Origin of the sequence: Accumulibacter sp. (assembly GCF_029255285.1) — a bacterium.
Classification (GTDB): Bacteria; Pseudomonadota; Gammaproteobacteria; order Burkholderiales; family Rhodocyclaceae; genus Accumulibacter.
Genome location: NZ_JAPUVI010000001.1, coordinates 1 through 26,342 on the forward strand (window position 1 = coordinate 1; position 26,342 = coordinate 26,342).

General features: G+C 67.0%; 22 protein-coding genes and 1 pseudogene. 16 read left to right on the top strand and 7 right to left on the bottom strand.

Features of this window, described 5'->3' with window-relative positions:
* The coding region (locus tag Q1M07_RS00005; RefSeq protein ID WP_300449128.1) for an SUMF1/EgtB/PvdO family nonheme iron enzyme at positions 1-875 on the top strand (875 nt) is incomplete at its 5' end.
* A gap of 96 nt (positions 876-971) precedes the next feature.
* Here Q1M07_RS00005 and Q1M07_RS00010 read toward each other — a convergent pair.
* The 3 genes from Q1M07_RS00010 to Q1M07_RS00020 are packed head-to-tail and all read right to left on the bottom strand — an operon-like array spanning position 972 to position 4,452.
* Entirely contained in the window at positions 972-1,280 is a 309-nt protein-coding gene (locus Q1M07_RS00010) for a hypothetical protein (protein WP_300449129.1), read from the bottom strand.
* Positions 1,253-1,756, bottom strand: a complete 504-nt coding sequence (locus tag Q1M07_RS00015; RefSeq protein ID WP_300449130.1) for an SUMF1/EgtB/PvdO family nonheme iron enzyme — start codon at positions 1,754-1,756, stop codon at positions 1,253-1,255. Before Q1M07_RS00015 ends, Q1M07_RS00010 begins: the two co-directional genes overlap by 28 nt.
* Positions 1,642-4,452, bottom strand: coding sequence for an SUMF1/EgtB/PvdO family nonheme iron enzyme (locus tag Q1M07_RS00020; protein ID WP_300449131.1), 2,811 nt, complete (start codon positions 4,450-4,452; stop codon positions 1,642-1,644). The genes Q1M07_RS00015 and Q1M07_RS00020 overlap by 115 nt, the downstream gene beginning before the upstream one ends.
* 216 nt (positions 4,453-4,668) lie before the next feature.
* On the opposite strand from Q1M07_RS00020, the gene Q1M07_RS00025 reads away from it, so the two are divergent.
* Genes Q1M07_RS00025 through Q1M07_RS00045 form a run of 5 tightly spaced genes read left to right on the top strand, consistent with a single transcriptional unit; the run spans position 4,669 to position 10,651 of the window.
* Entirely contained in the window at positions 4,669-5,631 is a 963-nt protein-coding gene (locus tag Q1M07_RS00025) for a stage II sporulation protein M (RefSeq protein ID WP_300449132.1), read from the top strand.
* Positions 5,621-7,207, top strand: a complete 1,587-nt coding sequence (locus Q1M07_RS00030; protein WP_300449133.1) for a DUF4129 domain-containing protein — start codon at positions 5,621-5,623, stop codon at positions 7,205-7,207. Before Q1M07_RS00025 ends, Q1M07_RS00030 begins: the two co-directional genes overlap by 11 nt.
* Positions 7,204-8,337 (top strand): DUF4350 domain-containing protein, encoded by a 1,134-nt coding sequence (locus Q1M07_RS00035; RefSeq protein WP_300449134.1) that lies wholly within the window; start codon positions 7,204-7,206, stop codon positions 8,335-8,337. Before Q1M07_RS00030 ends, Q1M07_RS00035 begins: the two co-directional genes overlap by 4 nt.
* A gap of 10 nt (positions 8,338-8,347) precedes the next feature.
* Positions 8,348-9,337 carry a MoxR family ATPase gene (locus tag Q1M07_RS00040; protein ID WP_300449135.1) on the top strand — a complete coding sequence of 330 codons (990 nt, stop codon included), beginning with the start codon at positions 8,348-8,350 and terminating at the stop codon, positions 9,335-9,337.
* Positions 9,338-10,651 (top strand): DUF58 domain-containing protein, encoded by a 1,314-nt coding sequence (locus Q1M07_RS00045; RefSeq protein ID WP_300449136.1) that lies wholly within the window; start codon positions 9,338-9,340, stop codon positions 10,649-10,651.
* A gap of 640 nt (positions 10,652-11,291) precedes the next feature.
* Here Q1M07_RS00045 and cadR read toward each other — a convergent pair.
* Positions 11,292-11,807 (bottom strand): Cd(II)/Pb(II)-responsive transcriptional regulator, encoded by a 516-nt coding sequence (cadR, locus tag Q1M07_RS00050; protein WP_300449148.1) that lies wholly within the window; start codon positions 11,805-11,807, stop codon positions 11,292-11,294.
* Between the two features lie 265 nt (positions 11,808-12,072).
* Between cadR and Q1M07_RS00055 the strand changes: the two genes are divergently transcribed.
* From Q1M07_RS00055 to Q1M07_RS00095, 9 genes are all read left to right on the top strand, one after another.
* A complete protein-coding gene (locus Q1M07_RS00055) occupies positions 12,073-14,163 on the top strand; it encodes a heavy metal translocating P-type ATPase (protein WP_300449137.1) in 2,091 nt (696 codons plus the stop codon).
* A gap of 17 nt (positions 14,164-14,180) precedes the next feature.
* A complete protein-coding gene (locus Q1M07_RS00060; RefSeq protein WP_300449138.1) occupies positions 14,181-14,534 on the top strand; it encodes a hypothetical protein in 354 nt (117 codons plus the stop codon).
* 207 nt (positions 14,535-14,741) lie between these two features.
* Complete coding sequence (locus Q1M07_RS00065) at positions 14,742-15,947, top strand: TolC family protein (RefSeq protein WP_300449149.1); 1,206 nt, start codon at positions 14,742-14,744, stop codon at positions 15,945-15,947.
* A 35-nt stretch (positions 15,948-15,982) separates the two neighbouring features.
* On the top strand, positions 15,983-16,525 hold the full coding sequence (locus Q1M07_RS00070) for a hypothetical protein (protein ID WP_300449139.1): 543 nt from the start codon (positions 15,983-15,985) through the stop codon (positions 16,523-16,525).
* Positions 16,522-17,631 carry an HlyD family efflux transporter periplasmic adaptor subunit gene (locus tag Q1M07_RS00075; RefSeq protein WP_300449140.1) on the top strand — a complete coding sequence of 370 codons (1,110 nt, stop codon included), beginning with the start codon at positions 16,522-16,524 and terminating at the stop codon, positions 17,629-17,631. Before Q1M07_RS00070 ends, Q1M07_RS00075 begins: the two co-directional genes overlap by 4 nt.
* 9 nt (positions 17,632-17,640) lie before the next feature.
* Positions 17,641-20,760, top strand: coding sequence for an efflux RND transporter permease subunit (locus Q1M07_RS00080; protein ID WP_300449141.1), 3,120 nt, complete (start codon positions 17,641-17,643; stop codon positions 20,758-20,760).
* A gap of 32 nt (positions 20,761-20,792) precedes the next feature.
* On the top strand, positions 20,793-21,179 hold the full coding sequence (locus Q1M07_RS00085; protein WP_300449142.1) for a hypothetical protein: 387 nt from the start codon (positions 20,793-20,795) through the stop codon (positions 21,177-21,179).
* Between the two features lie 15 nt (positions 21,180-21,194).
* On the top strand, positions 21,195-22,010 hold the full coding sequence (locus tag Q1M07_RS00090) for a hypothetical protein (RefSeq protein ID WP_300449143.1): 816 nt from the start codon (positions 21,195-21,197) through the stop codon (positions 22,008-22,010).
* 337 nt (positions 22,011-22,347) lie between these two features.
* Complete coding sequence (locus Q1M07_RS00095) at positions 22,348-22,827, top strand: OsmC family protein (RefSeq protein ID WP_300449144.1); 480 nt, start codon at positions 22,348-22,350, stop codon at positions 22,825-22,827.
* Positions 22,828-22,872: 45 nt separating this feature from the next.
* On the opposite strand, the gene ispF is transcribed toward Q1M07_RS00095, so the two are convergent.
* Both ispF and ispD read right to left on the bottom strand, forming a co-directional pair.
* Positions 22,873-23,352 (bottom strand): 2-C-methyl-D-erythritol 2,4-cyclodiphosphate synthase, encoded by a 480-nt coding sequence (ispF, locus tag Q1M07_RS00100; RefSeq protein WP_300449145.1) that lies wholly within the window; start codon positions 23,350-23,352, stop codon positions 22,873-22,875.
* A complete protein-coding gene (ispD, locus tag Q1M07_RS00105; protein ID WP_300449146.1) occupies positions 23,349-24,047 on the bottom strand; it encodes a 2-C-methyl-D-erythritol 4-phosphate cytidylyltransferase in 699 nt (232 codons plus the stop codon). Before ispD ends, ispF begins: the two co-directional genes overlap by 4 nt.
* A gap of 312 nt (positions 24,048-24,359) precedes the next feature.
* Here ispD and Q1M07_RS00110 point away from each other — a divergent pair.
* Positions 24,360-24,536, top strand: a pseudogene (locus Q1M07_RS00110) (LuxR C-terminal-related transcriptional regulator); the annotation flags it as partial.
* 205 nt (positions 24,537-24,741) lie between these two features.
* Here the strand turns inward: Q1M07_RS00110 and Q1M07_RS00115 are convergent.
* On the bottom strand, positions 24,742-25,542 hold the full coding sequence (locus tag Q1M07_RS00115) for a vanadium-dependent haloperoxidase (protein WP_300449147.1): 801 nt from the start codon (positions 25,540-25,542) through the stop codon (positions 24,742-24,744).
* Positions 25,543-26,342: the final 800 nt, after the last annotated feature.

Genomic DNA, 26,342 nt, shown 5'->3' on the forward strand with positions numbered 1-26,342 from the left:
CGCAGCGCGCGCAGGCCGGCGACGTGCTGGCGCAACTCGGCGATCCGCGTTTCGATGCGCAGCGATTCTTTCTGCCGGCCGACGAAATGCTCGGCTACGAGCGCATCGCCGCCGACCCAGGGATCATGATCGGCACGCGACCAGGCGACAGGGAACGGGTTTCACGCATCGCCGGTTACGGCCTACAGGACGACGAAATCAACGACACGCCGACGCCCACACCGGAGTTCTACATCGCGCGTTATCCGGTCACCGTCGCCCAGTTCCGCGCCTTCGTCGAGGCAACGGGATACCCGATCGGTGACAGCAACGCCTTGCGCGACCCGGACAGCCGGCCGGTGCGATGGGTGAGCTGGCACGAGGCGCTGGCCTGCTGCGACTGGCTCAACGAGGTGCTGGCCACTTCCGGCGTGTTCGCAGGCCATCCGATCGCCAGGCTGGTGCGCGAACAAGCCTGGCGGGTCGCTCTGCCGAGCGAACTCGAGTGGGAGAAAGCGGCGCGCGGCGGCCTCATCGGCGCGGTTTTCCCGTGGGGGGACGAGGCCGATCCCGAACGGGCCAACTACGACGCGGCGGAGATCAACGACAGCTCGGCGGTCGGCTGCTTCCCGGCGAATGGTTTCGGTCTGTACGATCTGGCCGGCAACGTCTGGGAATGGACGCGCAGCGTTTACGGTCCTTATCCCTACGATCCGAGCGACGTCAAGCGTGAAGACCTGAACTCCGGAAGCGACGTGAGTCGGGTCGTGCGGGGCGGCTCGTGGTTCAATCATCGAGGCCTCGCCCGCTGCGCCTTCCGCGGCAGGGGTCACCCTGGCGCTCGGAATGGCTTTCTCGGTTTTCGGGTCGTGTTGCGTTCCTCCCCTGTTCTTTGACTCTGTCCTCTGTTCCCTCTGATCTCTGTCACTCCGGATACTCCGACTCTGGAGGGGGTGCGGGGGAAACTTCCCCCGCCGCGCGCAGCGCGGACTTTAGGTGCGGCGTGCCGGGATCGGATGCGCCGCGAAGAGGTGCTTGCGCAAACCCCAGGTGTCGGCGTAGCGAACGTGATTGATCCAGCCGCGCACGCTGGCGTCGAGTTCGGCGAAGGAGATCGACCCCGCGCCATACGCGTCGAGATTGCCGCTCAGCCGGCGTGTGAAGTTGACCGCGTTGCGCCGCTTGAGTAGACGATGCGTCGGGTACACGACGAAGCCGAGCCAGGGGATTCCGCAGCGCGTCGGCAGTACCTGCGCCTGCGCCGCGTGGATCGTCAGTCGCTCGCGCGAATCGGCCGGCATTGCCGGAACACGCCCGACACCTGGATGCCGGACGCACCGTCCCACCCGGCGGGTGAAACCAGAAGAAGGGGCGGAAGAACGTGGGAGGAACGCAACACGACCCGAAAACCGAGATTGTCATTCCGATTGCCAGGGTGATTCCTGTTGCGGTAGGCGCAGCGGGCGTTGTCTCGATGATTGTTCCACGAGCCGCCCCGCACGACCTCTCCAGACAGCCTGACCGGGTGTCGCCACCCGGCCGGCGAAGGATAGCAAAAAAAATCGCGCGCCGCGCTGCGCGCGGCGGGGGAAGTTTCCCCCGCACCCCCTCCAGAGTCGGAGTATCCGGAGTGACAGAGCTCAGAGGGAACAGAGGACGGAGTCAAAGAACAGGGGAGGAACGCAACACGACCCGAAAACCGAGAAAGACATACCGAAAGCCAGGGCGAAACCCGTAGCGGTAGGCGCAGCGGGCGAAGCCTCGAAGAAAGTACCACGAGCCGCCCCGCACGACCCTATAGACATCGTCCGGAGCGTTCAAGTCTTCGCGTTTCGGGTCGCTGGCAGCGTAGGGATAGACGAAAGTAGGCTTTTGCGGGTCCTTGCCCCACAGGCTGCGCGTCCATTCCCAGACGTTGCCCGCCATGTCGAGGCAGCCGTACGGACTGGCGCCGTGCGCGAACACGCCGACCGGTGTCGTGCCGTCGAAACCCGACCCGCCGACGTTGCAGCGCGCCGCGTCGAAGACGTCGCCCCAGGGGTAGGCACGTGCGTCGGCGTCGCCGCGCGCGGCCTTCTCCCACTCGGCCTCGCTCGGCAGGCCGATCGGCCGACGCGTCGCCTCGCTCAGCCAGCGGCAGTAGGCGAGCGCGTCGTGCCAGCTCACCTCGACGACCGGGTGGGCTTCGCGGTTGCGCGGTGGTCGTTTGCCGTTCCAGTACTCCGGCGGATCGTATCCGGTCGCCTGGACGAACAGCGCGTACTGCGCGTTGCTCACCGGCACGCGCGCGATCGCATAGGCCGGCAGCCGGACGCGATGCGCCGCCTCCGCCTCGCCCATCGTGAATTCGCCGGCCGGGATGGCTACCCACTCCGGATCGCCGTGCGGCGGGCGCCAGTAGCGGCTGCCACCAATGACACCCAGCGCCTCGGCGGCGGCGATGCGGCGCTGCGTCGCCGCGCCCGGAGTCGTTCCGCGCAGCAGCGCCTTGATGCCGCCGAAGAAGCCCACCGCCGCCGGGCGGTCGAGTTCGCGCTGCAGGCGCCCGCGCAGTTCGCCGCCGAGGTCGCCGACGACGCGGTTGGCGCCGGTGTCGCGCAAGCATTCGGCGGCCAGGATCAGGTTGTGGTACGGCTGCGGTTCGGCGCGCGCGTCGGCGATGGCGCGGATCAGGCGCGTCGTCTTCTTCTTGTCCTGCGTGCCCAGATGACCGGCTTCGAGCAGGATCACTTCGCGCCACCAGGCGTCGCCGCTGCGGCGCAGCGTGTAGTCGACGTAGTCTTCGCGGCCGGCGATGGCCAGCGCCGCGAGATACTCCTGGAAGGTCAGGTGCGAGAAGGCATAGCTGCCTTCGCCGCGCGCGATCAGCAGGCCGGCGCGCTCCTGGATCACCTGCAGGAAGCGGCCGACGGCGGCATCGATCTGACGCGGATCGGCGACGTGGTTGGCCAGTTCCTCGGTCAGCAGCGCGCGCAACGGCGCGACGTCGATCTCCTTCAGCGCCTGTTCGTGCATGGCGAGTGCCAAAGACTGCAGGATCAGCCGGCGGTCGACGCTGTCCAGCGGGCGGTCGTCGAGCCGCAGCGCTTCCTCGACTCCCTTGGCCTCGTCCCACTTGCCGAGCAGCACGTCGACCGCCTCCTGATAGAGTTCGGCGCGGCGGTCGGGCAGTTTGACGCGGTCGCGGTGGATCAGCGCGATGACGGTGAGCAACAATGGGTTGATCGCGAGTTCGCGCACGCGCTCGCTGTTCTCGATGGCGGCCAGGAGCTGCCCGGTCTGGCGTCCGGCGAACGCTTCGGCGGTTTCGCCCGGCCCCATCTGGCCGATGGCGACGAGGCGGTGCCAGTGCGTGAGGAACTGCCGGATGTCGTCGAGCGTGAAGTCGCGCACGGTGGTCGTGGCGTAACCTTCGGCGAGCTGCGAGGCGTCGGTATAGCCGACGAGGCGGCTGGTGACGACGAAGCGGCCGCGCGGGTGGGCGCGCGTCAAGGCGTCGACGAGGCGGGCGACGCGACGGCGCAGCGCCGGGTCGGCAACTTCGTCGAGGCCGTCGAGCAGCAGCGCCGCGCGCCCTTCGGCGAGCCAGGGGTCGAAGAAATCGTCCGGTATGGCGATGCGCTCGTTGTGCAGCAGCTCGCGCAGGAAGTGCAGCAGGATGGCGTGCCCTTCGGTGCCGTCGTCGCGTGGCCGATGCTCGGCGAGGTAGCGCCCGATCTGGCGCAGCGGCAGGAAGATCGGCAGCACGCCGCTCTCGTCCAGTTCCAGTCGGTCGGCGACCTGTCGCGTGGCGTCGGCGAGATCGCGCGCGTAGAGCAGCGTCAGGTAGCGCAGCAGCGTGGTCTTGCCGCAGCCGGGGTCGCCGAGGACGACCAGGCGCCGATGCTCGGCGAGTGCCTGGTTGACGCTGATCTGCGTCGTTTCGCGCCGCGCTTCGTCAGCCGACCGGCCAGCCAGCGTCGGATCGTCGCCGCGACACCCTTCGCCGGGCGCCAGCGCCGTTTCGTCGGTCAGCCAGTCGACCGTCTGGCGCTGCGTCGGCTGGCGCGTCGTGCGCAGGGTGACGTAGATGCGGTCGAGTTCGATGTTGACCAGTTTGCCGCCGGAGCGGATTCCTTGCAGTTGCAAGGTGCGGTGTTGGCTGATCAGGTGTTGCAGATAGCGCCCGAGCGCGCTGCGCTGATCGACGGCGGGCATCGGCACCGGTGCGTCGCCGATGAAGACGGTGGCGCCTTTCTCCGCGTAGATGACCGTGCCCCCGGGAGCGGCGGAGATCCGCCGGTCGCCCGTGGTGACGTCGCCCCGGTTGTCGCCGTCGACCCACACGCCTTGGCCACCGACGGCGGCGCTGCCGTCGGTGGCGATGGCGCCACGGCCGTCGAGCTGGACGCCGGGTGCCGTGGCGTTTCCGGCCGGCGGGGTATGCGGTGGAGGGGCAGTTGGTGCCGTATTGTTTCCGGGGGGCTCGTTCATGCTTGGTTGACGCCTGGTTGGGGAACGCGGCGCGGCCTGGCGGCGGCCACGGTGTGGGTCGGAAGTGTGGTTTGGCGTAGGGCGATTGTAGCGGGCGCGGCGGGGCTTGCGGAGGGCCTTCGCAGGCCGCGCGGGGAGGGCGGCCGGGCGGGCCGGGCGTTCTTGCCCTTTGCCGGCGAATCGTTCATCATCGGGCGGGCTTTCGGGGGAGGGATCGTGAAGGAACGCCAATTCATCGCCCGCCGGCAGGCCGAATGGGAGGACTGGGACCGCTGGCTGGCGGCGGGCCGGACGCCCGAGGCGATCGCTCCGGCCGAGCTGCCGCGGCGCTTCCGCCGGCTGTGCCACGACCTGGCGCTGGCCCGCGACCGCAACTATTCGGCCACCGTCGGCGACGATCTGCAGCGCCGCGTGCTCGCCGTGCACCAGCGCATCTACGGCGCCGGCCGGCCGGCGGCGGGCGCATTCCGGCGCTTCCTGGCGGCCGGGCTGCCGCAGCTCGTGCGCCGCGAGTGGCGGGTCGTGGGGGCCGCTTTCCTGCTCTTCTTCGTGCCGCTGCTGGCCATGCTGGCGGCGGTCCAGGTCTGGCCGGACGCCGCCTTCCTGCTTCTGTCGGCGGACACGGTGGGGGAAATCGAAGCCATGTATTCGCCGGCGGCGCCGCATCTCGGCCGGCCGCGCGCGGCGTCGAGCGAGTGGGCGATGTGGGCCTTCTACATTGCCAACAACGTGCGCATCGACTTCCAGGTTTTCGCGGGCGGCGTGGCTTTCGGCCTGGGAACCGTTTTCTACCTGCTCTACAACGCGCTGTTCATCGGCGCGGTGGCCGGGCATCTGACGCAGATCGGCTTCCTGTCCACTTTCTGGGGCTTCGTCGCCGGCCACAGCGCCTTCGAGCTGAGCGGCGTCGTGCTCTCGGGAGCGGCCGGTTTCAAGCTCGGCATGGCGCTCCTGGCGCCGGGGCCGCGCCGCCGCCTGGCGGCATTGCAAGAGAATGGCCGGATCGCCGCGCAGCTTCTTTGTGGCGCCGCGCTGCTCACCTTCCTGGCTGCCTTCGTCGAAGCCTTCTGGTCGCCGCTGCGCGGCGTTCCGCTGGCCGTCAAGCTCGGCGTCGGCCTCGTCCTCTGGCTGCTCACCGTGGCCTACCTGCTGCTCGCCGGACGCTCGCGTGCAGCTTGAGCAGATCGCCATCCGCTTGCGCCGGCGCAGCCCCTGGGAGGCTCTGGACCTCGGGCACGCGATGCTGCACGCCTGGGCGCCGCGCGTGTACGCGGCCTGGTTCGCCACCTACTGGCCGGCCGGCATCGTCGTCGTCCTGCTCCTCTGGCCGTGGCCGGAATACGCGATGTTGCTCCTCTGGTGGCTGAAGCCGCTGTTCGACCGCGTTCTGCTGCTCGTCTTCAGCCGTTCCCTGTTCGGCGCCGAATGCGGCGTGCGCCACGTCTGGCGCGAACTGCCGCGCCTGTGGCGCGGCGCCGGCGTGCTCTCGGGGCTCAGCCTGCGGCGCGGCAGCCTGGCGCGCTCCTTCCTGCTGCCGGTCTGGCAGCTCGAGGAACAGCGCGGCGCCGGCGCGTGCGCCCGTTGCCGCCTGCTGGCCCGGCGCTACCGCGGTTACGCGGCGTGGCTGACTTTCTTCGGCGCCAACATGTCTCTCGTTCTGCTGCTCGCGCTGCTCGCCCTGCTGTTCCTTCTGGCGCCGGGCGACAGCCAGGCGGCGTCGCTCTGGGACTGGCTGAGCGACGACACGTCGAGCGCCGGCGGCGTCGCCGAGTGCCTGATGTTCATGCTGGCCGAGACGCTGGTCGAGCCGCTCTACGTCGCTTCGGGCTTTTCGCTCTACCTCAACCGGCGCAGCGAACTGGAAGCCTGGGACGTCGAACTCGGTCTGCGCCGCCTGGCCGAGCGGCGGTCGCGCGTTGCGCCGGCGGCCGGCTGGCTGCTCGCCGCCGCCGTCGTCGCCTGGCCGGGGCTGGCGCCGCCGCCGGTGCATGCGGCCGAGCCGCCGGCGCTCTGTTCGCCGGCGGACGCCGCGCCGGACGCCGAGGTGGCGGGCGACGATGGGGAGGAGGGCGAGGGCGGTGACGCGCCGGCCGACGGGGCGGCGGCCGGGCCGGCACCCGGCGCGGCGCGCGACGCGATAGACGCCGTGCTGGCCGATCCGGTGTTCGGCGGCCAGAGGGAGGACTGGGTCTGGCGCTGGCGCGAGCCGGCGGAAGAGCCGCCGGCCGACGACTCGCGGCGCGGCTGGCTGGCGGCGCTGGGGCGGGCGATCGAGTTTCTGGCCGAGGTGCTGCGCGTGCTGGTCTGGATCGTCGCCGGCGCCGGGCTGGCGCTGGCCGCTTTCTTCCTCATCCGCCGGCGCGAGCGGCAGGCGGCGACGACGCCGCGCGGCGGGGTGGATTTTCTCTCCGGGCTCGATCTGCGGCCCGGCTCGCTGCCGCCCGACGTCGCGGCGGCGGCCCGCGCGGCGCTCGCCGCCGGCCGCCTGACCGAGGCGCTGAGCCTGCTCTACCGGGGCGCGCTGGTGGCGCTGATCGAGGCGCATCAGGTCGAATTCGCGCCCGGCGACAGCGAAGGCGACTGCCTGTCGCGCATCGCCGGCCGCCTGCCGGAGGCGGCGGAGCGCTGTTTCGGCGAGGTCGTCGAGGCCTGGCGGCAGGTCGCCTACGGCCGGCGTTCGCTGGCCGCGCCGCGCGTCGCGCAACTGGTGGCCGACTGGGAGCGGCATTTCCGCCGCGCCGGGGTGGCGGCATGAGTCGCCGCGTCGTCGGAACGGCCTTGCTGGCCGCGGCGGTGCTGGCGGTGTTCGCGCTCTGGCTGTCGATCAAGCTGGAGCGCGTGCCGACACGCGTCGACGAGCCGCCGCAGAGCGAGGCGCGGCGCAACCCGTGGCTGGCGCTCGAGCGCCTGACGCAGCGCCTGGGCGGCCGGCTGACGTGGCTGTCGGACGCGCGCCTGCTCGACCGCCTGCCGGCCGGCGGCACGCTGCTGCTCGACCGCCAGCGCAGCCACCTGCTGCCGCCCGAGCGGCTGGAGCGCATCTTCGCCTGGGTCGAGGCGGGCGGCTATCTGATCGTCGTCGCCGAACAGGCGGGGGTCGACGACCCCTTGCTCGACCGCCTCGCCGTGCGCCGCGCCGGGCCGCAGGCGCAGCGCTCGCGGCGCCCGGCGGACGCCGTCGAGGTCCGCTTGCCGGGCGCCGGGCGGCCGCTCAGGGTGGCCGCCGGCGGGTCCTCGCTGGCCGCCTGCGGAAGCCCGCCGGCCTGGCGCGCCGGTCGGCCGGGGGGCGGCGACGAACTGCTGCATTTTGCTCTCGGTCGCGGTCAGGTGACCGTCGGCAGCACGCTCGACCTGCGGTGGAGCAACCGGCGGATCGGCGAACTGGATCACGCCGAGTTGTACTGGTCGCTGCTTGGCCGCTACGACCGCTCGCCGGCGCCGCAGGTGCTGCTCCTCTCGCGCCTGCAGATGCCCGGTCTCTTCGCCTGGTTGTGGGAGAACGCCTGGGCGGCGTGTCTGGCGGCCGGCGGGCTGATCGTCCTCTGGCTGTGGCGCGTCGTGCCGCGTTTCGGCGCGCTGCGTCCGGCGCCGCCGCCAGTGCGCCGCGAGCTGCGCGAACACCTGGCCGCGATCGGCCGTCATCAGTGGCGTGCGGGGGCGCTGGCGACGCTCCTGCGGCCGGCGCGCGAGCACTTTCACGAAACTCTGCGGCGCCGCCAGCCGGCCATCGCGGCGCTGCCGGCGGCGGCCTGGCCGGCCGCGCTGGCGGCGGCGAGCCGGCGGCCGGCACGGCGCATCGCCGCCGCCCTCGACGGCGCGGCCGACACGCCGCAGGATTTCACCGACGCGCTGCGTCTGCTGCGCAATCTCGAACGCGACCTGTGAGACGACGACCATGAACCGACCCGCTCCCCTCCTGCCCGACGACAAGCTGCAGCAGGCGAGCCAACTCCTCGACGCGCTGCGCGGCGAACTGGCGAAGGCCGTGATCGGCCAGCGGGCGGTCATCGACGAGGTGCTGATCGGTCTGCTGGCCGATGCGCACGTCCTCGTCGAGGGCGTTCCCGGCCTCGGCAAGACGCTGCTCGTCAAGGCGCTGGCGCGCAGTTTCGGCGGCCAGACGGCGCGCATCCAGTTCACTCCCGACCTGATGCCTTCCGATGTCGTCGGCCACACGCTGTTCGACGCCGCGACGGCACGCTTCGTCACCCGCCAGGGGCCGGTGTTCACGCATCTGCTGCTGGCCGACGAGATCAACCGGGCGCCGGCCAAGACGCAGTCGGCGCTGCTCGAGGCGATGCAGGAGAAGCAGGTGACGCTGGAGGGGACGGCCACCGCGCTGCCGCGCCCGTTCATGGTGCTGGCGACGCAGAATCCGATCGAGCAGGAAGGGACGTATCCGCTGCCGGAAGCGCAGCTCGACCGCTTCCTGTTCAAGATCCGCATCGACTATCCGAGCGAGGCCGAGGAGGTGGCGCTGACGCGGCAGGTGACGCAGGCGAAGACCGGCGCCGACCTCGACATCGACGCCGTGGCGACGCTGATCCAGCCGTCCACGGTGGTCGGCCTGCAGCAGTGGGCGGCGCACGTCACGGTCGACGAGCGGGTCGTGGCCTACGCGGTGGCCATCGTGCGCGCGACGCGCGAGGCGCCGGGGCTGGCCGGAGGCGCCGGCTCGCGCGGCCCGATCGCGCTCGTGCGCGCGGCGCGCGCGCGGGCCCTGATGGCCGGCGGCGGCTTCGCGACGCCGGACGACATCAAGGCGGTCGCCCTGCCGGCCTTGCGGCACCGCGTGATTCCGGCCGCCGAGGCGGAGATCGAGGGCCTCACGGCGGACGACCTGCTGCGCTCGCTGCTCGAGCGCGTGCCGGCGCCGCGCCTCTAGATGCTGCTGCCGGATCGCCGACTGCTCGTCGCCGCCGCGCTGTGGCTGGCCCTCGGCCTGGCGGCGAGCGTCGAGCCGGGCTGGCTGGGCGCCTGGCAGGCGACGGCGGCGCTGCTCGGCGGCCTGGCGGCGGCCGACGCGCTTGCCGGCCGCCGCCGCCGCGGCTGTCTGACGGTGCGCCGCGAACTGCCGCACAGCTTGCCCGTCGGCACCTGGCAGACGGTCGGCCTGCGCCTGTCGGGCGACGGCCGGGCGGCGAGCGGCTGGCTGGTCGACGGCCACCCGCCGGCCTTCGTCAGCGAGGGCCTGCCGCTGCGCTTCGCCGTCGTGCCGGGACGCTGGCGGCGCGTCTCCTACCGGGTCTCGGTGACGGAGCGCGGGCGGCAGGTGTTCGCCGGCGTCACGCTGCGTCTTTCGTCGCCGCTGCGCCTCTGGCTGGTGCAGGAAACGCTGGCCCTGCGCGACGAGCTGCGGGTTTTTCCGAACTTCGCGCGCCTCGCCCACTACAGCCTGCTGGCGACCGACAATCGGCTGTCGCAGATCGGCATCCTGCAGCGCCGGCGGCGCGGCGAGGGGATGGAGTTCCAGCAACTGCGCGACTATCGTCAGGACGACTCGCCGCGCCAGATCGACTGGAAGGCGAGCACGCGCGTCAGCCGCCTGATCTCGCGCGACTACCAGGACGAACGCGACCAGCAGATCGTCTTCCTGCTCGATTGCAGCGCGCGCATGCGCGCCCGGGACGGCGATCTGTCGCACTTCGACCACACGCTGAACGCGCTGCTGCTGCTCGCCTACGTCGCCCTGCGCCAGGGCGACGCGGTCGGCCTGGCCACTTTCGGTCATGCCGAGCCGCGCGTGCTGTTGCCCGGCAAGTCGGTGGCCAGGCTGAACTCGCTGATGAAAGCGGTCTACGACCTCGAACCGTCGCGCCAGGTGCCCGACTACCTGGCCGCCGGCGAGACGCTGAGCCGGCATCTGCGCAAGCGGGCGCTGGTCATCCTGGTGACCAATCTGCGCGACGAGGACGACGATACGCTGCTACCGGCCGTGCGACACTTGCGCCGCCGGCACGCGCTGACCCTCGCCAGCCTGCGCGAGCCGGTGCTCGACGAACTGCTGGCCGCCGCGGTGAGCGATTTCGACGCCGCGCTGACGCGCGCCGCCGGCCTCGACTACCTGCAGGCCCGGCGGCGGCAGGTCATGCGCCTGCAGCACGACGGCGTGCAGGTTCTCGATGTCAGCCCGGGCCGCCTGCCGGTGGCGCTGGTGAATCACTACTGGGCGAGGAAGCGGGCCGGCGCGCTGTGCTGATCGTACTTGCCGGCGCGGCGGGCAAGGCCCGCTGGCGCGACGGTCTGTCGCGCACAGCGGCGCGTGAGCGATGAAGCGTCGACTTCGTGCCGCCGAGCCTCGTCGCTGCGTCTTGGAGCCTCGACGCCGCGTATTGGAGAGTCGTGCGCAAGCCTCGAAGGCTCGACGTCGTTGCCCGGACAGACGTGCGCGTGCACTTGAGACTCGACGTCGTTGCCCGGAGAAGCGTGTGCGAGTCGCGAAGGCTCGATGCCATGCCCCGGAGAGTGGCGCGCGACTCTCCGGGACTCGTCGTCGTCTCCCGGAGCCTCGTCGCTCGGCCGCCTTGGCCAGCGCCTAGCCTTCGAGCGCGGCGCTGAGAGCGTCGCTGCCGAGCGCCATCTCGGTGTCGTCGGCGCGCCTCGCCAACTGGCGGATACGCGCAAGAAAAGCCGCCGTCGCGTGTCCAGGTCCGCAAGGTCGCCCTCGGCTTCGGCGAGGTCGAAACCGGCGGCAGGATCTGGCGACTGTGGTCGAGGAAGTTCAAGGTCTGGCGGCACGCCGCCCCGATTCTTCGAGCAGCCAGGAGCGAACCGCCACCGTCAGCGCCGAACCCCGCCGGACGCGCAAGACCAAGGCCCGCACGGGCTGTTCAAAAACGTCAGCCGAATGGCCTTGTTTTCAGTGACTTGGTGTTGTCCTTCGAACGTGACTGAGTGCCACCTTTGTGTGCGCCGGGAACGTGGCCTCCCGCGGTTGCTTCGCTTTGGGTGGATTGAGGCGCTGCGGTTTGCGCCAATTCGTTCAAGATGCCGCAGTGCCCGGCATCGCTGGCTTCCTCGCAGAGCTCGCGCAGTCCTTTGAGTTGCCGTTCCAGTTGGCGCAGTTCGCGGATGCGGCTGGCGACATGGCCGATGTGTTCGTCGAGCAGTTCATTCACGGTGCCGCAGTTGGCCGTGGGCGAATCCTTGAACCCCAGCAGCGCTCGAATCTCGTCAAGGGTCATGTCCAGGCTGCGGCAGTTGCGGATGAAGCGCAGCCGCTCCGCATGCGCTACCCCATAGATGCGGTAGTTGCCGTCGGTGCGGGCGGCCTTAGGCAGCAGGCCCGCGCGCTCGTAGTAGCGGATGGTCTCTACCTGGGTGCCGGTATGGCAGGCAAGTTCCCCGATTTTCATGGTGATGGCGCGACTCACTTCCCTGTGCCCGGATAGCATGGTATTCAGGCCGTGATTGTAATCTCTTGACTCTATAGCCGCTACAGGGTTTTCAATGGCGGAAAACAAGGAGTCTCTTCTCATGACATCTTCAGAATCCGAACGCAGCATTGTTCCCGAATCCTCCTGCGGCGCTTGCTCGGGCACTTGCTCGACAAGGCTTGCTCCGTCCGAGCCGCCGGTCACGGCAAGCCAGGCTGGCGTGACGGTGCTGTCGATTCCGGCAATGGATTGCCCCAGCGAGGAAAATGACATCCGCCGCGCCCTGGCGGGGATCGATGGCATTCGCTCCTTGAGCTTCCAATTGTCGGCGCGGACGTTGGCGATCGACGCTCCCGATTCGGTACTGCCCGCCGCCATCGCGGCGATTCGGCAAGCGGGCTACGAAACCCAGGTGCCTGCTGCCGGCGACGAAGCAAAGAAAGGCCGTTCGGCAAAATCTGATTTGTGGCGGTCTCTGCTGGCGCTGGCTTTGGCCGCGGGAGCGGAACTGGTGCACTTCCTGGCACCCGATACGCGGCTGTTCAGTGGGCTAGGCATGGCCATGGCGGCGATCGCCATCGGCCTTGGGGGGCTATCGACCTACACCAAGGGACTGGCAGCTTTGCGCCGTGGCCAGTTGAACATGAACGCGCTGATGGGCGTGGCGGTGACTGGCGCGTTCCTGATCGGCCAATGGCCCGAGGCGGCGATGGTCATGGCCTTGTACGCTCTAGCCGAGCTCATCGAGTCCCGGGCCGTGGATCGGGCGCGCAACGCCATCAAGAGTCTGCTGGCGCTGGCGCCGGACACCGCCGAGGTGAGTCAGTCCGATGGGCGGTGGCGCGAAATGCCGGCTGCCCAAGTCAGCCTCGGAGCCGTGGTGCGGGTCAAACCCGGTGCGCGCATTCCGCTCGATGGTCGGGTAACGGCAGGCAACAGCGCAGTGAACCAGGCGCCGGTCACGGGAGAGAGCATTCCGGTTGACAAAGTGGTCGGGGATAGCGTCTTCGCCGGCACCATCAACGAGACCGGCACGCTGGAACTGGAAGTCACGGCGGCCGCCGACAACACCACGCTGGCCCGGATCATCGACGCCGTCGAACGGGCCCAGGGGACGCGGGCACCAACCCAGCGCTTCGTCGACCGTTTCGCTGCGATCTATACGCCCGCGGTTTTTGTCATCGCGCTGGCCGTGGCGATGTTCGGCCCCTGGCTGTTCGACTGGAGTTGGACACAGGCGATCTACAAGGCGCTGGTGCTACTGGTCATTGCCTGCCCGTGCGCGCTGGTGATCGCCACGCCGGTGACCGTGGTGAGCGGCCTGGCGTCGGCTGCCCGGCGCGGCATTCTGATCAAGGGCGGTGTGTATCTGGAGGAAGCGCGCAAGCTGCGTGCCGTCGCGCTGGACAAGACAGGAACCATCACCGAGGGCAAACCGCGTCTGGTTGCCACCGAAGTGCTGCCCTCGGATGTCGCTGAGGCACAGGTGCTCTCCTGGGCGGCAAGCTTGGCGGGCCATTCCGACCACCCGGTCGCCAAGGCGATTGCCAAGGGTCTCAATCTACCGGAAAACGGTCTCACGGATTTCGTCGCCCTCGCCGGACGCGGCGTGGAGGCACGCGCGGATGGTCAAAGGCTGACGCTGGGTAATCATCGATTGATTGAAGAGCGCGGTTTGTGCGGCGCCGAGATCGAGGCGCGCCTGGGCGTGCATGAAACCCAGGGCCGGAGTGTGACGTTGCTGGCCTCGGAACGGCATGTGCTGGTGATCTTCGCCGTGGCTGACACGATCAAGGAAAGTGCGCGCGCCGCCCTGGCGGAACTCCATCAACTGGGTGTTGCCTCCGTGATGCTGACCGGTGACAACAGTGCGACGGCGGCCACCATTGCAAAACAGGCGGGCATCGACGATGCGCGCGGCAACCTGCTGCCCGAGGATAAACTCGCGGCAATCGAGGAAATGCAGCGCCGCTACGGCACTACGGCGATGACCGGCGACGGCATCAACGACGCGCCCGCCTTGGCCCGCGCCGACATCGGCGTGGCGATGGGTGCGGCAGGTACGGACACGGCGGTGGAAGCGGCCGATGTGGTCATCATGAACGACGATCTACGGCGCATCCCGGAAACGATCCGCTTGTCGCGACGTACCCATGCCGTGCTTTGGCAGAACATCGCGCTCGCCTTAAGTATCAAGGCAGTATTCCTTGTGCTTGCGATTGCCGGCGCAGCCACGATGTGGATGGCGGTGTTTGCCGATATGGGGGCAAGCCTGCTGGTGGTTGCCAATGGATTGCGTTTGCTTCGCAGTCCAACGGCTGCTGTCAGAGCTTAACTGCTACAATTTCGCGCATGCGTCGCTGGCTCTCCATTCTGCTGCTTGTTTTACTGTCGCTCCAGTTCAGCTGGGCAGCGTGGGGGGTCTATTGCCAGCATGAGGCGGGCGACGCCGCCAAGCATTTCGGCCATCACAATCATCAGCACAAGTCCGATGCCAGCCAGGGCGATATGGACGATCCGAAAGCGTCCGGTGGCATCGACGGTGACTGCTGTGCCTGCCATGCCGGATGCGCTGCGGCGATCTTTGGTGATATCCAGATTTCAGCACCCCCATATATGTCGGCAGTCTTCGATGACTATCGGCACAGCCAGAACACTTCCCCGCATTACCCGCTCGAACGCCCGAATTGGGTGCCCCTCGCCTAATCGGCGAGGCGGGCACTTCCATTCCTCCCTGTGCGTCCCGCGTGTAACGTGACGGCTTGATCCGTCCGTTGCATGCACGACCCGATTGGGTCGTGCCTCGCCGATTCTTCCCCGTGGCCGCGTGCCCTTTCAACACTGGAGAATCGGATGTATCAGGAACATCGTTATCGCTGGCTGAGTCGGACTCTATGCCTTGCCATTGGCGGCATGTTGGCAGCCGGCAACCTATGGGCGCAGTCCGCGCCACTCACGCTCAAACAGGCATTCGAAGCGGCATGGTCGCGCCAACCCGAAGCGCAATCGCTGGCAGCCCGCCGCGAGGCCGCCGAAGCACGCAGGCAAAGCGCCGACAGTTGGACGGTCGAGCCTCCGACGCTTGAAGTTTCCGCCAAGACGGATCAGCTCAACAAGAATCAAGGCAGCCGTGAATACGTCGCTGGAATTGCCTTGCCCTTGTGGCTGCCCGGCGAACGTTCGCGAACTGGCGCACTGGCTGATGCCGAATCGAGGGCGACCACCAGCCGTGCCCTGGCCGCCCAACTGCGTACCGCCGCCACTGTGCGCGAAGGCTGGTGGTCCTGGCAGCGTGCGCGCATCGAAAAGGGGCTCGTACAGGAGCGGCTGAACAGTGCCCGGCAGTTGGCATCGGATGTCGCTCGGCGCGTCAAGGCCGGCGATCTGGCTCGTTCCGACCAGCACCAGGCGGATGGCGCGGCCGCCGCGGCCGAGGTGGCTGTGGCCGAAGCCAACACGGCTTTGGCTACCGCGACACAGCAGCTGCGTGCTTTGATCGGGATGGCCCCGGGTTCCCAAGATGCCGATGTCTCTGCCGCTGGTGAACCCGTGCCGGCCGTGCCAGCCGATGTCGCCGCGCTGGATACCTCGCATCCGGCAGTTATCGAGCTGCTCAACCGTGCCGAAGTGGCCCGACGAGGCGCCGAACTGGCGGAAGTCCAGACCCGCGCGAACCCGGAATTGATGCTCGCCACGACGCGCGACCGGGGCATGTTCGGCGATTCCTACCAGCAGACCGTCACCGTCGGCATCCGCTTTCCATTCGGCTCGGAGAGCCGCCATCGCGCCAAGGCCGGTCTGGCCCGTGCCGAGGCCATCGAGGCGGAAGGGCAGTCGCGACTGGAGCGCGAGCGCCTGATCGCCGACCTGGAGGCGGCGCGTGTGCGTGTCGAGTCCGCCCAGCAGCAACTCGCGGCTGCCGATAAGCGTGCCCAACTGGCGCGCGAATCCCGCGGGTTTTTCGAGAAATCCTTCCGCTTGGGCGAAAGTGATCTGCCCACGCGTCTGCGCATCGAACTCGAAGCCGCCGAAGGCGAACGCCAGGCCGCGCGTGCGCGCATCGATCTGGCGGCGGCCATTTCTCTCTTGCGGCAGACCCTCGGTCTGCTTCCCGAATGAACACTAGGAATCCAAGCATGAATCGTTTAAGGAATATGTTGATCGCCCTGATGGGGGTGATCGGTTTCGCTCTATCCGTGCCTGCGGCATGGGCAGGCGAAGGTCACGATCACGGTGAAGCCCCGGTCGCCACGGGGGGACCCGCGTTGCCGCGTTTCACGGCCGTATCCGATCTGTTTGAGCTGGTGGGCGTGGTCAATGGCAAGCAGATCACGCTCTATCTGGACCGTTTTGCCGATGGCAGCCCTGTCAAGGATGCGAAGTTGGAACTGGAACTCGGCGGCGTCAAGGTGCCCGTCGAGTCTCACGCCGAAGGTGAGTTCGAGGCCACCCTGACGCAGGAATTGGCGCCCGGCGTCGTTGCCGTTGCCGTGACGGTGATGGCGGGTGAGGAAAGCGATCTGTTGGCCGGGAAGCTTGATCTGCACGTTGAGGCCGCTGCCGCCGAAGTCCATCGCCACGACTGGAAGGAGTACCTTACCTGGATCATTGCCGGTCTCGCGGGACTGGCCCTGCTGATGGCTCTTGGCCGTCGTGTGCGCGCCTCTCGCAAGACTGTCATCGGAGGCGCCGCATGAGCCCGCGCAACCTAGTTTCTGCATTGAGCATCGTTCTTGCCATGGCTGCCGCGCCCGCTTGGGCAGGCGATGGCCACGACCATGGCGACGGGACTCCGGTTGTCAACAGTAATGGGCCGAAGCGCCTGCCGGACGGCAGCGTCTTTCTGCCCAAACCGGCCCAACACCAGTTCGGCGTGCGGACACTGCTTGTCGAGGCGGGCGCATTGCCTCGCACTATCGAACTGGCCGGCAAGGTGGTCATGGACCCCAACGCCGGCGGCAAGATTCAGGCAGTGCTTGCGGGGCGTCTCGAATCCGGTCCTCAGGGATTCCCAAGCATCGGACAAAGCGTGCGAAAAGGCGATGTGCTGGCGTATGTCGTGCCATCGAGTGGCCAAATCGAACGTGCGAACCAGTCCGCGCAACTGGCCGAGCTGCGGGCGGCACGTACCCTCGCTGAAAAGCGGGTGTTGCGTCTGAGAGAACTTGCCGACACGGTACCGAAGAAAGACATCGAGACCGCCGAAAGCGAACTAACCAGCTTGACTGAGCGTGTGGCCGCTGTCGGTGGCGGATTAAGCCAGCGCGATGCCCTGATTGCCCCGGTATCGGGTCTGATCGCATCGAGCAACGCGCTTGCCGGCCAGGTGGTGGATGCCCGTGAACTGGTGTTCGAGGTCGTCGATCCGAGGCGCTTGCGCGTTGAAGCTTTGGCCTATGATCCCGACGTTGCTGCCGATGTCGCCTCCGCCAGCATTGCCGTCGGCCAGGAGCGCGTCTCACTGGTATTCCTTGGCGGTGGGCGCAGCATGCGCGAACAGGCCTTACCCCTGATGTTCCGTGGCGAGGACGATCGCTTGGGCAGACTGGCGGTGGGGCAGCCCCTGAAGGTGTTTGTGCAGTCGCGCAGCATGCTCCAGGGCTACAGCGTGCCAGCCGCATCGCTCATGAAGAACCCGTCCAACCAGACCGTTGTCTGGGTCAAGACGGCGCCGGAGCGCTTCGAACCGCGCACCGTCACGGCCGAGCCGCTGGACGGTGCGAACGTGGCGGTTACGTCCGGGCTCAAGGCCGGGGAACGCGTCGTTACGCGCGCCGCGTCTCTGGTCAATCAGGTGCGCTAAGGGGCTGCCATGTTCAAGTGGTTACTCGACAACAGCCTCGCCAATCGCCTGCTGGTGATCATCGCCAGCCTACTGCTGATGGCCTATGGGGCATTCACGCTCACGCGCACGCCGGTGGATGTTTTTCCCGACCTCAACAAACCGACGGTAACGATCATGACCGAAGCCGGCGGCATGGCCGCCGAGGAGGTGGAGCAACTGATCGGTTTTCCGCTGGAAACCACCATGAACGGCTTGCCCGGTGTGGAAAGCGTGCGCTCGGTGTCCAGTGCGGGGCTGTCGTTCATCTATGTCACCTTCGACTGGAGCACGGAGATATTCCGGGCGCGGCAGATGGTTTCGGAGCGCCTGTCCTCGATGGAGGAAGGATTGCCGGAGGGCGTGGTGCCGCGCATGGGGTCGATCAGTTCGATCATGGGCGAGATCATGCAGATCGTCATTCCCATCGATACCGACAAGATCTCGCCGATGATGGTGCGCGAATACGCCGATTGGGTGTTGCGGCCGCGCCTGATGGCGATCCCCGGTGTCGCGCAGGTCATTCCCATCGGCGGGGAAGTTCGCCAATTCCAGGTGCAGCCGGAGACCGTGCGCATGGCTGAACTGGGTATTTCACACGATCAACTGGATGCCGCGCTCAAAGGATTTTCCTCGAACACCTCGGGAGGGTTCCTCGAAATCAACGGACGCGAGTACCTGATCCGCAATTTGGGACGCACCTCGCGACTGGAAGACCTCAGGAACCTGGCATTGTCTGCGCGCAATGGCCAGTCCATCCTGCTGCGCCAGATCGCCGACGTATCGTTTGCGCCGGCCTTGAAACGCGGTGACGCCGGATTCGAGGGCAAGCCGGCGGTGATTCTCGGCATCCAGAAGCAGCCGACCGCCGACACCATCAGCCTGACCCGATCCATCGAGGCGGCGCTGAACGATTTGGGCAAATCGCTGCCGGCCGGCTTGGAGGCGCCACGAGTGACTTTCCGCCAGGCCAGTTTCATCGAGGCTTCCATTGCCACGCTGGAAGGGAAGCTGATCGGCGCCTCCGTCTTTGTCGCCGCCATCCTGTTCTTCTTCCTCGGCACCTTGCGGCCCACGGTCATCGCGCTGACGGCGATTCCGGTGTCGATCTTCATGACGGCGCTGGTGTTCAAGTATTTCGGCCTGTCCATCAACACCATGACGCTGGGCGGGCTCGCCATCGCCATCGGCGGTCTGGTCGATGATGCCGTGGTCGGCGTAGAGAACGTACTGCGTCGCCTGCGAGAGGATCGGGTCAAACACCCCAACCATCGACTCCATCCGCTGACGCTGGTGGCACATGCCACCATGGAAGTTCGGTCGGCCATCCTTTACGCTACGATCATCATCGTGCTGGTCTTCTTGCCGCTGTTCGCCCTGCCGGGCATGGAAGGGCGGCTATTCGTGCCGCTCGGGATTGCCTTCATCGTCTCGACCCTGGCTTCCTTGGTGGTGTCGGTGACCATCACACCGGTGCTGGCCTTCTATCTGCTGCCGCGCATGAAGTCGTTGGATCATGGCGACACGAAGCTGCTGGCTTGGCTCAAGTCCCGTTATCGGCAAAGCCTGCAAGCGGTATTGAACCGCCCACAAGCCGCGCTGGCGGCGGGCGCCGTGGCGGTTCTGGTCGCTGCGGCTGCCGTACCGTTCTTCCCCAAGTCTTTCCTGCCGCCCTTCAATGAAGGCACCTTGCTCATCGGCCTGGCATTGCAGCCCGGTACAACCCTGGCTGAATCTGCCGCCTTGGCAAAACAGGCCGAGGTGCGCATTCGACAGGTGCCGGAAGTCACGCATGTGGGCCGTCGCACCGGGCGCGCTGAACTGGATGAGCATGCGGAAGGCGTGCATATCAGCGAGCTCGATGTCGGCTTGAAACCCGCGGGCGAGATCAAGCGCAGCATGGACGAAGTCAAGGCGGATATTCGTGCGCAAGTGGCCAACCTGCCGGCCGGCATTGCCATCGGCCAGCCGATCTCGCATCGGATCGATGCTATGTTGTCAGGCGTGCGCTCGCAGATTGCCATCAAGGTTTTCGGGGAAGATTTGGATACCTTGAGAGGTCAGGCCGAAGTGCTGCGCGAAAAGCTGGCGGGAATTCGTGGCATCGCCGATCTGGAAATCGAGCGCCAGGTGCTCTCGCCCCAGATCGCGGTACGCATCGACTACGCGGCGGCAGCGCAATACGGCATTCCGACCCCACAGATCATGGCCATGCTGCAAGGCTTGATCGAGGGCGAGAGAGTTGCCCAGATCGTCGAGGGCGGGCGCCGCTTTGCCTTGGTCATGCGGCTACCGGAGTCGTCGAGGACGGTCGAGGGCTTGAGGCGGATTCAGTTCACTACGCCGTATGGCAGCGTGCCCTTGTCCCGGATCGCCACGGTCGAGGATAGCGATGGCCCCAACCAGATCAGCCGCGACGGTGGCAAACGCCGCATCGTCCTGTCTGCCAATGCCCAGGGGCGCGCGCTCTCCGAGATCGTCGTGGACATCCGCAAGGTGGTCGCCGAGACGAAGATGCCAGAGGGCTATTTCGTGACCCTCGGCGGCCAGTTTCAGGCGCAGGAGGAGGCCTCGAAGCTGGTCGGCCTGCTGTCCATCGTGTCGCTGACGCTGATGTTCGTGACGCTCTACAGTCGCTACAAATCGGCCACGTTGGCAGCGCTCATCATGGCCAATATTCCGCTGGCGCTGGTCGGTGCGGTCATTGGCTTGTGGATTTCCGGGCAGCCGTTGTCGGTCGCCGCGTTGATCGGTTTCATTACGCTGGCCGGTATCTCAGTGCGCAATGGCATCCTCAAGGTCAGCCACTACATCAACCTGATGCGGATGGAAGGAGAGGCCTTCGATCACAAGATGATTCTGCGCGGCTCGCTGGAACGTTTATCGCCGGTCTTGATGACGGCGTTGGTTACGGCCTTCGCCCTGGCGCCACTGCTCTTCGAGGCTGAGCGGCCCGGCACCGAGATTCTTCATCCGGTGGCCGTGGTGATCTTCTCAGGTCTCATCAGCTCCACCCTGCTGGACACCTTCCTGACCCCCTCGTTGTTCTGGCTTTTTGGCCGCAAGGATACCGAACGCCTGATGTCCAGCAGTGAGCGCGACGCCCTCTGATTTTTTCAACTGATTCGACGAAAGGAAACTACATGAAAAAAATTTATCTGATCGCCGCCCTGTTTCTCGCTCCCACGAGTGCGGCATTTGCCGCCGATGGCCATAACCACGGGCATGAACACAGACCTCTGCATGGCGGCATCGTGGCTGAGGTCACAGACATGGACTATGAACTCGTTGCCAAACCCGACGTGCTGCAAATGTACCTACGCGACCACGGCAAGGCAGTGGATGTCTCCAAGGCCAGCGCCAAGGTGACTTTGCTGGAGGGAACCGCGAAACAGGAGACGGAACTCAAGCCTGCCGGCGACAAGTTGGAAGCCAAGGGCAATTTCAAGGTGGCGGCAGGCACCAAGGCGGTTGTGTTGGTAAGCCTGCCTGGCAAACCTGCTGCGACTGCGCGCTTTGTGCTGAAGTGAAGGTAGGAAGATGCCATGAATTCAAAACTGATCCTCTTTGCCGCTAGCACAAGCCACCTGGCTGCCTGCGCTTCCACAGGCTCGATGAAATCCGGAAATGTCACCCTGTCGGCGGTCGTGACCCGGAGTCCGTTCGGCGCTGGCAGAATCGAAGTGGCCCTCAATGACAAGGACTTATCGGGGCGATTGGCAAGTGGGACCACCCTCCAAGGAGCCAACCCGGGCGAGGCATTTCGGCATCGACGATATAGGCACTCAGCAAGGAGCGTTGTGAAAGCTGATGATGACTCAGAAATGTTTTGCCAGTGGAAGGCACCTCTTTATCCGGCGGATGGCAGTGCGTGGTCGACGCCGCGAATATCCGTTGAGCTTGAGACCGCAATAGAGGAGGCGCGAATGGCCGTACTCGTCAAGGCATCGTTGATTGGTTTTTCGGTTTTGGCTCTAGTCGGGTGCGCTGGTCATGCGCATCGACTTCTCTCCACCAAGAGCGAGGGGGTGGTAATTGGCTCCTTCGCGCATGAGGGTAATACTGAACCCAGCATGACGGTCGAATTCGAAGGTCAGCAATACTCATCGCGCGGATTCACTATTACCCGGAGCCAGAACTTCGCCGACCTCAACAAGCAATTTGGAGGAAGCAGTGGACAGCATTATCAACGAATGAAATCCGGGTCGGATAATGAGCGCTTCGTGTACTCGGCGAATCCGGTGCTTCAAAGCAGCGACGGCAAGACGATGCAGTGCTCTCTTGCCTGGCGGTCCGGACAAACGCCCGCAGGTAGCTGTAAAATAGACAACAAGGAAGGCCTGGAGATTAGATCTGAATAATCCCGGCCCTCTGGAAGCGCCGGATCAAAATTCGGAGCGCTCGGAAAAATATCGATCTCCTCGTTGATCGCGGCGTTTCACTGCAAGGGCTGGCGGCCGCCTGTGCGCTGTTCAACTCCGCTGAACAACAAATGCTGTGATGGTCCGGATTTCGGATCGCCGACATATTTTTGGTGAAGGTGTAACATGGCCGCTCTTCGCCCGACACCCGCTCCGCGCTGTCCGATTCAGCGTCCTGGCAAGCCGCGCGGCCCGGCACAGGCGAAGCCGCCGGCCGCGGCGTCCGACCCGGCGCCGGCTTGGCGCGCCAACGATCCACTCTCGACGGAGACCGACCATGGCCCAGTACGGCGCACAACTTCTCTGGCTGCGCGGCGAGCAGCCTTTCCTCGACCAGCGCTACAGCCGCCGGCATGTGCTGCGTTTCGACGGCGGGGTGGAAGTTCCCGCGTCGTCGTCGCCGCATGTGGTGCCTTTGCCGATGTCGGACCCGGCGGCGGTCGACCCGGAAGAGGCTTTCGTCGCCGCGCTGGCCAGTTGCCATCTGTTGTGGTTCCTGTCGATCGCCGCGCAGCGCGCGTTCTGCGTCGATCGTTACGTCGACCACCCGCTGGGTATCCTGGCCAAGAACGGCGACGGCCAGTTGGCCATGACGGTCGTCACGCTGCGCCCCGAAGTGAGCTTTGGCGGTGCGCGGCGGCCGACGCCGGAAGAGGTGGCGGAAATGCACCACCAGGCGCACGAGGCGTGCTTCATCGCCAATTCGGTGAAGAGCGAAGTCCGTTGCGAGCCGGTGTTCGGCTCCCCGCCAGGCTGAGACGAGGGGCTCCCGGCGTGCGCCGCGACGCGCCGCTTCGACCGCTCACGCTTGGCGGTCGAGCAGCACCACGGCCTCGGCCGCGATGCCTTCGCCGCGGCCGACGAAACCCAGCCGTTCGGCGGTTTTCGCCTTGACGTTGACGCAACTGTCGGCGATCTGCAGGTCGGCCGCGATGTGGGCCACCATCTGCGGCAGGAAGGGCGCCAGGCGGGGCTGCTGGGCGATGATCGTGGCGTCGACGTTGCCCACCCGCCAGCCGGCCTGGGCGAGCAGCGCGACGCTGGCGCGCAGCAGATCGCGGCTGTCGGCGCCGCGGTAGCGCGGGTCGCTGTCCGGGAAATGGCGGCCGATGTCGCCCAGCCCGGCGGCACCGAGCAGCGCATCGGTGATCGCGTGCAGCAGCGCGTCGGCATCGGAGTGGCCGAGCAGGCCGGCGCCATGCGGAATGTCGACGCCGCCGAGCACCAGCCGGCGGCCCGGCACCAGCGCGTGGATGTCGCAACCCTGGCCGATGCGCATCATTGGTCCCACCGCAGCCTGGTGTGCAGGATCATTTCCGCCAGACGAAGATCGGCCGGATAGGTCACTTTGAGATTGCTGGCCTCGGCGCGCACGAGTCGCGGCCGGAAACCCGCCGCCTCGACCGCCGACGCTTCGTCGGTGCCCCCCGGATGTTCGGCCAGGACGCGCGCCAACAGGCCGTAGCGGAACATCTGCGGCGTCTGCGCCTGCCAGAGGCCGTCGCGCGCTTCGCTGCGCGCGACGCGCCCCTGCTCGTCGGCGCGTTTCAAGGTGTCCGCCACGGGGATGGCGAGCAGGCCGCCGACCGGGTCGTCGGCCAGTTCGTCGCACAGCGCCGCCAACATCGCCGGCGACAGGCAGGGGCGCGCCGCGTCATGCACGAGCATCCAGTCGTCGTCGCCGGCCGCCGTGGCCGCGGCGCGCAGGCCGTTGGCGACGCTGGCCGAGCGGCTGGCGCCGCCGCAGAAGACGCTCTCCAGCTTGTAGCCGAGGGTCGTCCAGTCGTAGCGCCGCCACCAGGTATCGTCGGGTGCCAGGACGACCCAGACGCGCTCGATACGCGGGCAGCGGCAGAGGGTGGCGAGAGTGTGATAAATCAGCGGCTGCCCGGCGACCGGCTGGTACTGCTTCGGCGTCTCGGCGCCGAAGCGCGATCCGGTTCCGGCGGCGGGGACGATGGCGTAGTAACGTGGCATGGAAGGATCGAAATGGAGGTCGCCGGAGTGAGCTTCCCTCGGCGTCCGGCCTGCCCAAGGGCGACCGTCATGCTACCAGTTTTCCCCGCCGTTGCTTGCGCATCGGGTTCTCCGGGAACGGACCCGGCGACTTGCCGCCGAGGGTCGAAGGCCGCCGCTGCCGCTTGCCGCAGACCTCGACGCCGGCGACCGGCCGACGACTTCAGGCTTCCGGCTCGACAGGCGGGCCATTCCCGCCGATGGCGACAGGATATGTCCGTCCAGACTTTCGCCGCCGCCGCCGACGGTCTGCCTTGCGAAATGCTCAAATGGCGTGAAGGCGAGATCCTGCGGCTCCTGGCCGTGGGCTGGAGCAACAAGGAGATCGCCCGCGCCCTGGGCACTTCGGAGGGCACCATCGAGAACCGTGTCTCGAGCATCCTGGCGAAACTGGGGGTACGGTACCGTATCCGGGCGGTGCTGAAGGCGATGAGCGAGGGTCTGTTGTAGTTCGGGGTGGCCCACTGCCTGCCTCGCGATTTGGGTCGCGGTAGCGAGCCGGCCTGGCGCGCCAGCCGAGGGGGCGGGGATTCGCCAGCGGCGCAGGCGCGGCGGAAAGCGGGAGCGACGGCGGAGGGAGGGTTGCGCGCCGCCGCCTGCGGCCGATTGTTCGGCCTGCCAGGCGTCCGAAGCTCTTCCCTCGGCCTTTGGGCGACTAGCGGAGTGGCTGGAGGTAGTTTTGCACCGTGTATTGCGCAATCTTGCGGCCCATCGCGGCGCCGACATCCCCCGACGTGCGGTAGTGAACGCCATCATAGACGCGCGCATCGATCGACTCCCTGACGTAATCCGACAACTTGCTGAACTTGCGGGAGACGCCTGGCGCCGTGGGGCTCATCAAGCTGAAGGGCGGCACCGCGTCGCCGAAGAAGGCTTCGAGCACCGCGGCTCCCGCCGCACTGCTGATGCAATGCGCACACGGGTATTCGGGATGCATCGGCGTGGGAATGAAGGGTTCCCAGGCCGGGTCGCGCTGCGTGGCGTCATGGCCATCGATGTCCCCGTTACGAATCGCCGTGACCGGCCGCCAGAAGGCGTAGGCGTATTTGGCGTCGAAGACCGCGATGTTGGCATCCGCCATCGCTAGGGCATAGAGGGCAAAGAGGCGGGCGTGGTCGACGAGGTCCGGCGTCTTCGTGGCCGCCAGTTGCCGGACGACGGAATGGTGCGGCCCGAGTCCCGAGGTTTCCCATAAGCGGGCGATTCCGGTCTGTTCCGCCGTGCGCGCGGAAGCGGTCCTGGCACCCAGCGTCTTCACCTCGTCATAGTCCTTTGCCCATTGCTCGCTTTGCAGCGACACCGGCGCTGCCGGGCGGAACTGGGAGCCCTCCTCGAGCGCGGAGGGTATCACCTGGCGCCAACTGGAGCCGACCGGGAGGGCGGTGGGGACGTAGGTGCCGTGATGGACCATCCAATGAGCAAATACACGACGAAACTCGTGTGTTACGGATCCCATGATTCCCTCCCTTCACCCGTGAGCCGCCTGTCGGATGAACTGGGTCGACGACGATTTCCGTGACGCGCGGCCCTCCGACCCTTACGGTCTTGGCTCCCGGCTTGCCACCGCCCTTGCGCGCCAGGAAACCGCTAAGCTTGTAGGGGAGCATCCGCATTTTCGCGGATGGCGTTCATGATGGAGAAGCGTGAGTCGCGTGGACCATTGGACATACCGGGCTTCGGTTCGGATACCATAGCGCTTCAGCCGAACGCGGCGGCGGAGTTGGTCGGGCAGCTCGGGTGGCTCGGGTGGCTCGGGTGGCTCGGGTGGCTCGGGTGGCGGAGGTGTGTTTTGCGTCTCGTCAGGCGCGTTCGTCGTTAGCACCTTTCGAGAAATCAAGAGGCTACAGAGGATGAGACGTAGTATACACCTTGTGCTGTTTTTTTATACACCATTTTTGGTGTCTACTTCACGTTGGGCGTGCGAGGCCAAACCGTGACCCAAAGCTGTCGCGGCCGAAGCCCTTGCCCATGGGTGGCCGCGTTGCCAACCGCGGCGGTCACCGCTCGCGGCCTTACTGCGGCTGGCGCGGCGGTGTGGTGGGCGGCCGTCGTTACCCGGCGGCCTGGCTGGCCTACGCGCTTGCGGCGCCGCGTGGTCGGCTGGGATGCTCGCCCGTGGCCGCGTCGGCACACCGGTCAGCCGTGGCTGGGCATTTTGCCGTCCTTCGCCCAACCCGGCGCTCCAGCGGGACGCTGCGCGATAAAGCCGCGCAGCGCCCCTGAGCTTTCACGTTGGGCGCTTACGCTTTAGCGCTA

Excerpts from the sequence above, each read along its gene's own strand:
- Q1M07_RS00040 (WP_300449135.1), top strand. The coding sequence starts at position 8,348 with ATGAACCGACCCGCTCCCCTCCTGCCCGACGACAAGCTGCAGCAGGCG.
- Q1M07_RS00070 (WP_300449139.1), top strand. The coding sequence starts at position 15,983 with ATGTTGATCGCCCTGATGGGGGTGATCGGTTTCGCTCTATCCGTGCCT.
- ispD (WP_300449146.1), bottom strand. The coding sequence starts at position 24,047 with ATGCCACGTTACTACGCCATCGTCCCCGCCGCCGGAACCGGATCGCGC.
- Q1M07_RS00035 (WP_300449134.1), top strand. The coding sequence starts at position 7,204 with ATGAGTCGCCGCGTCGTCGGAACGGCCTTGCTGGCCGCGGCGGTGCTG.
- ispF (WP_300449145.1), bottom strand. The coding sequence starts at position 23,352 with ATGATGCGCATCGGCCAGGGTTGCGACATCCACGCGCTGGTGCCGGGC.
- Q1M07_RS00010 (WP_300449129.1), bottom strand. The coding sequence starts at position 1,280 with ATGCCGGCCGATTCGCGCGAGCGACTGACGATCCACGCGGCGCAGGCG.
- Q1M07_RS00045 (WP_300449136.1), top strand. The coding sequence starts at position 9,338 with ATGCTGCTGCCGGATCGCCGACTGCTCGTCGCCGCCGCGCTGTGGCTG.
- Q1M07_RS00075 (WP_300449140.1), top strand. The coding sequence starts at position 16,522 with ATGAGCCCGCGCAACCTAGTTTCTGCATTGAGCATCGTTCTTGCCATG.
- Q1M07_RS00115 (WP_300449147.1), bottom strand. The coding sequence starts at position 25,542 with ATGGGATCCGTAACACACGAGTTTCGTCGTGTATTTGCTCATTGGATG.
- Q1M07_RS00095 (WP_300449144.1), top strand. The coding sequence starts at position 22,348 with ATGGCCCAGTACGGCGCACAACTTCTCTGGCTGCGCGGCGAGCAGCCT.
- Q1M07_RS00055 (WP_300449137.1), top strand. The coding sequence starts at position 12,073 with ATGGATTGCCCCAGCGAGGAAAATGACATCCGCCGCGCCCTGGCGGGG.
- Q1M07_RS00090 (WP_300449143.1), top strand. The coding sequence starts at position 21,195 with ATGAATTCAAAACTGATCCTCTTTGCCGCTAGCACAAGCCACCTGGCT.
- cadR (WP_300449148.1), bottom strand. The coding sequence starts at position 11,807 with ATGAAAATCGGGGAACTTGCCTGCCATACCGGCACCCAGGTAGAGACC.
- Q1M07_RS00080 (WP_300449141.1), top strand. The coding sequence starts at position 17,641 with ATGTTCAAGTGGTTACTCGACAACAGCCTCGCCAATCGCCTGCTGGTG.
- Q1M07_RS00085 (WP_300449142.1), top strand. The coding sequence starts at position 20,793 with ATGAAAAAAATTTATCTGATCGCCGCCCTGTTTCTCGCTCCCACGAGT.
- Q1M07_RS00065 (WP_300449149.1), top strand. The coding sequence starts at position 14,742 with ATGTTGGCAGCCGGCAACCTATGGGCGCAGTCCGCGCCACTCACGCTC.
- Q1M07_RS00060 (WP_300449138.1), top strand. The coding sequence starts at position 14,181 with ATGCGTCGCTGGCTCTCCATTCTGCTGCTTGTTTTACTGTCGCTCCAG.
- Q1M07_RS00020 (WP_300449131.1), bottom strand. The coding sequence starts at position 4,452 with ATGAACGAGCCCCCCGGAAACAATACGGCACCAACTGCCCCTCCACCG.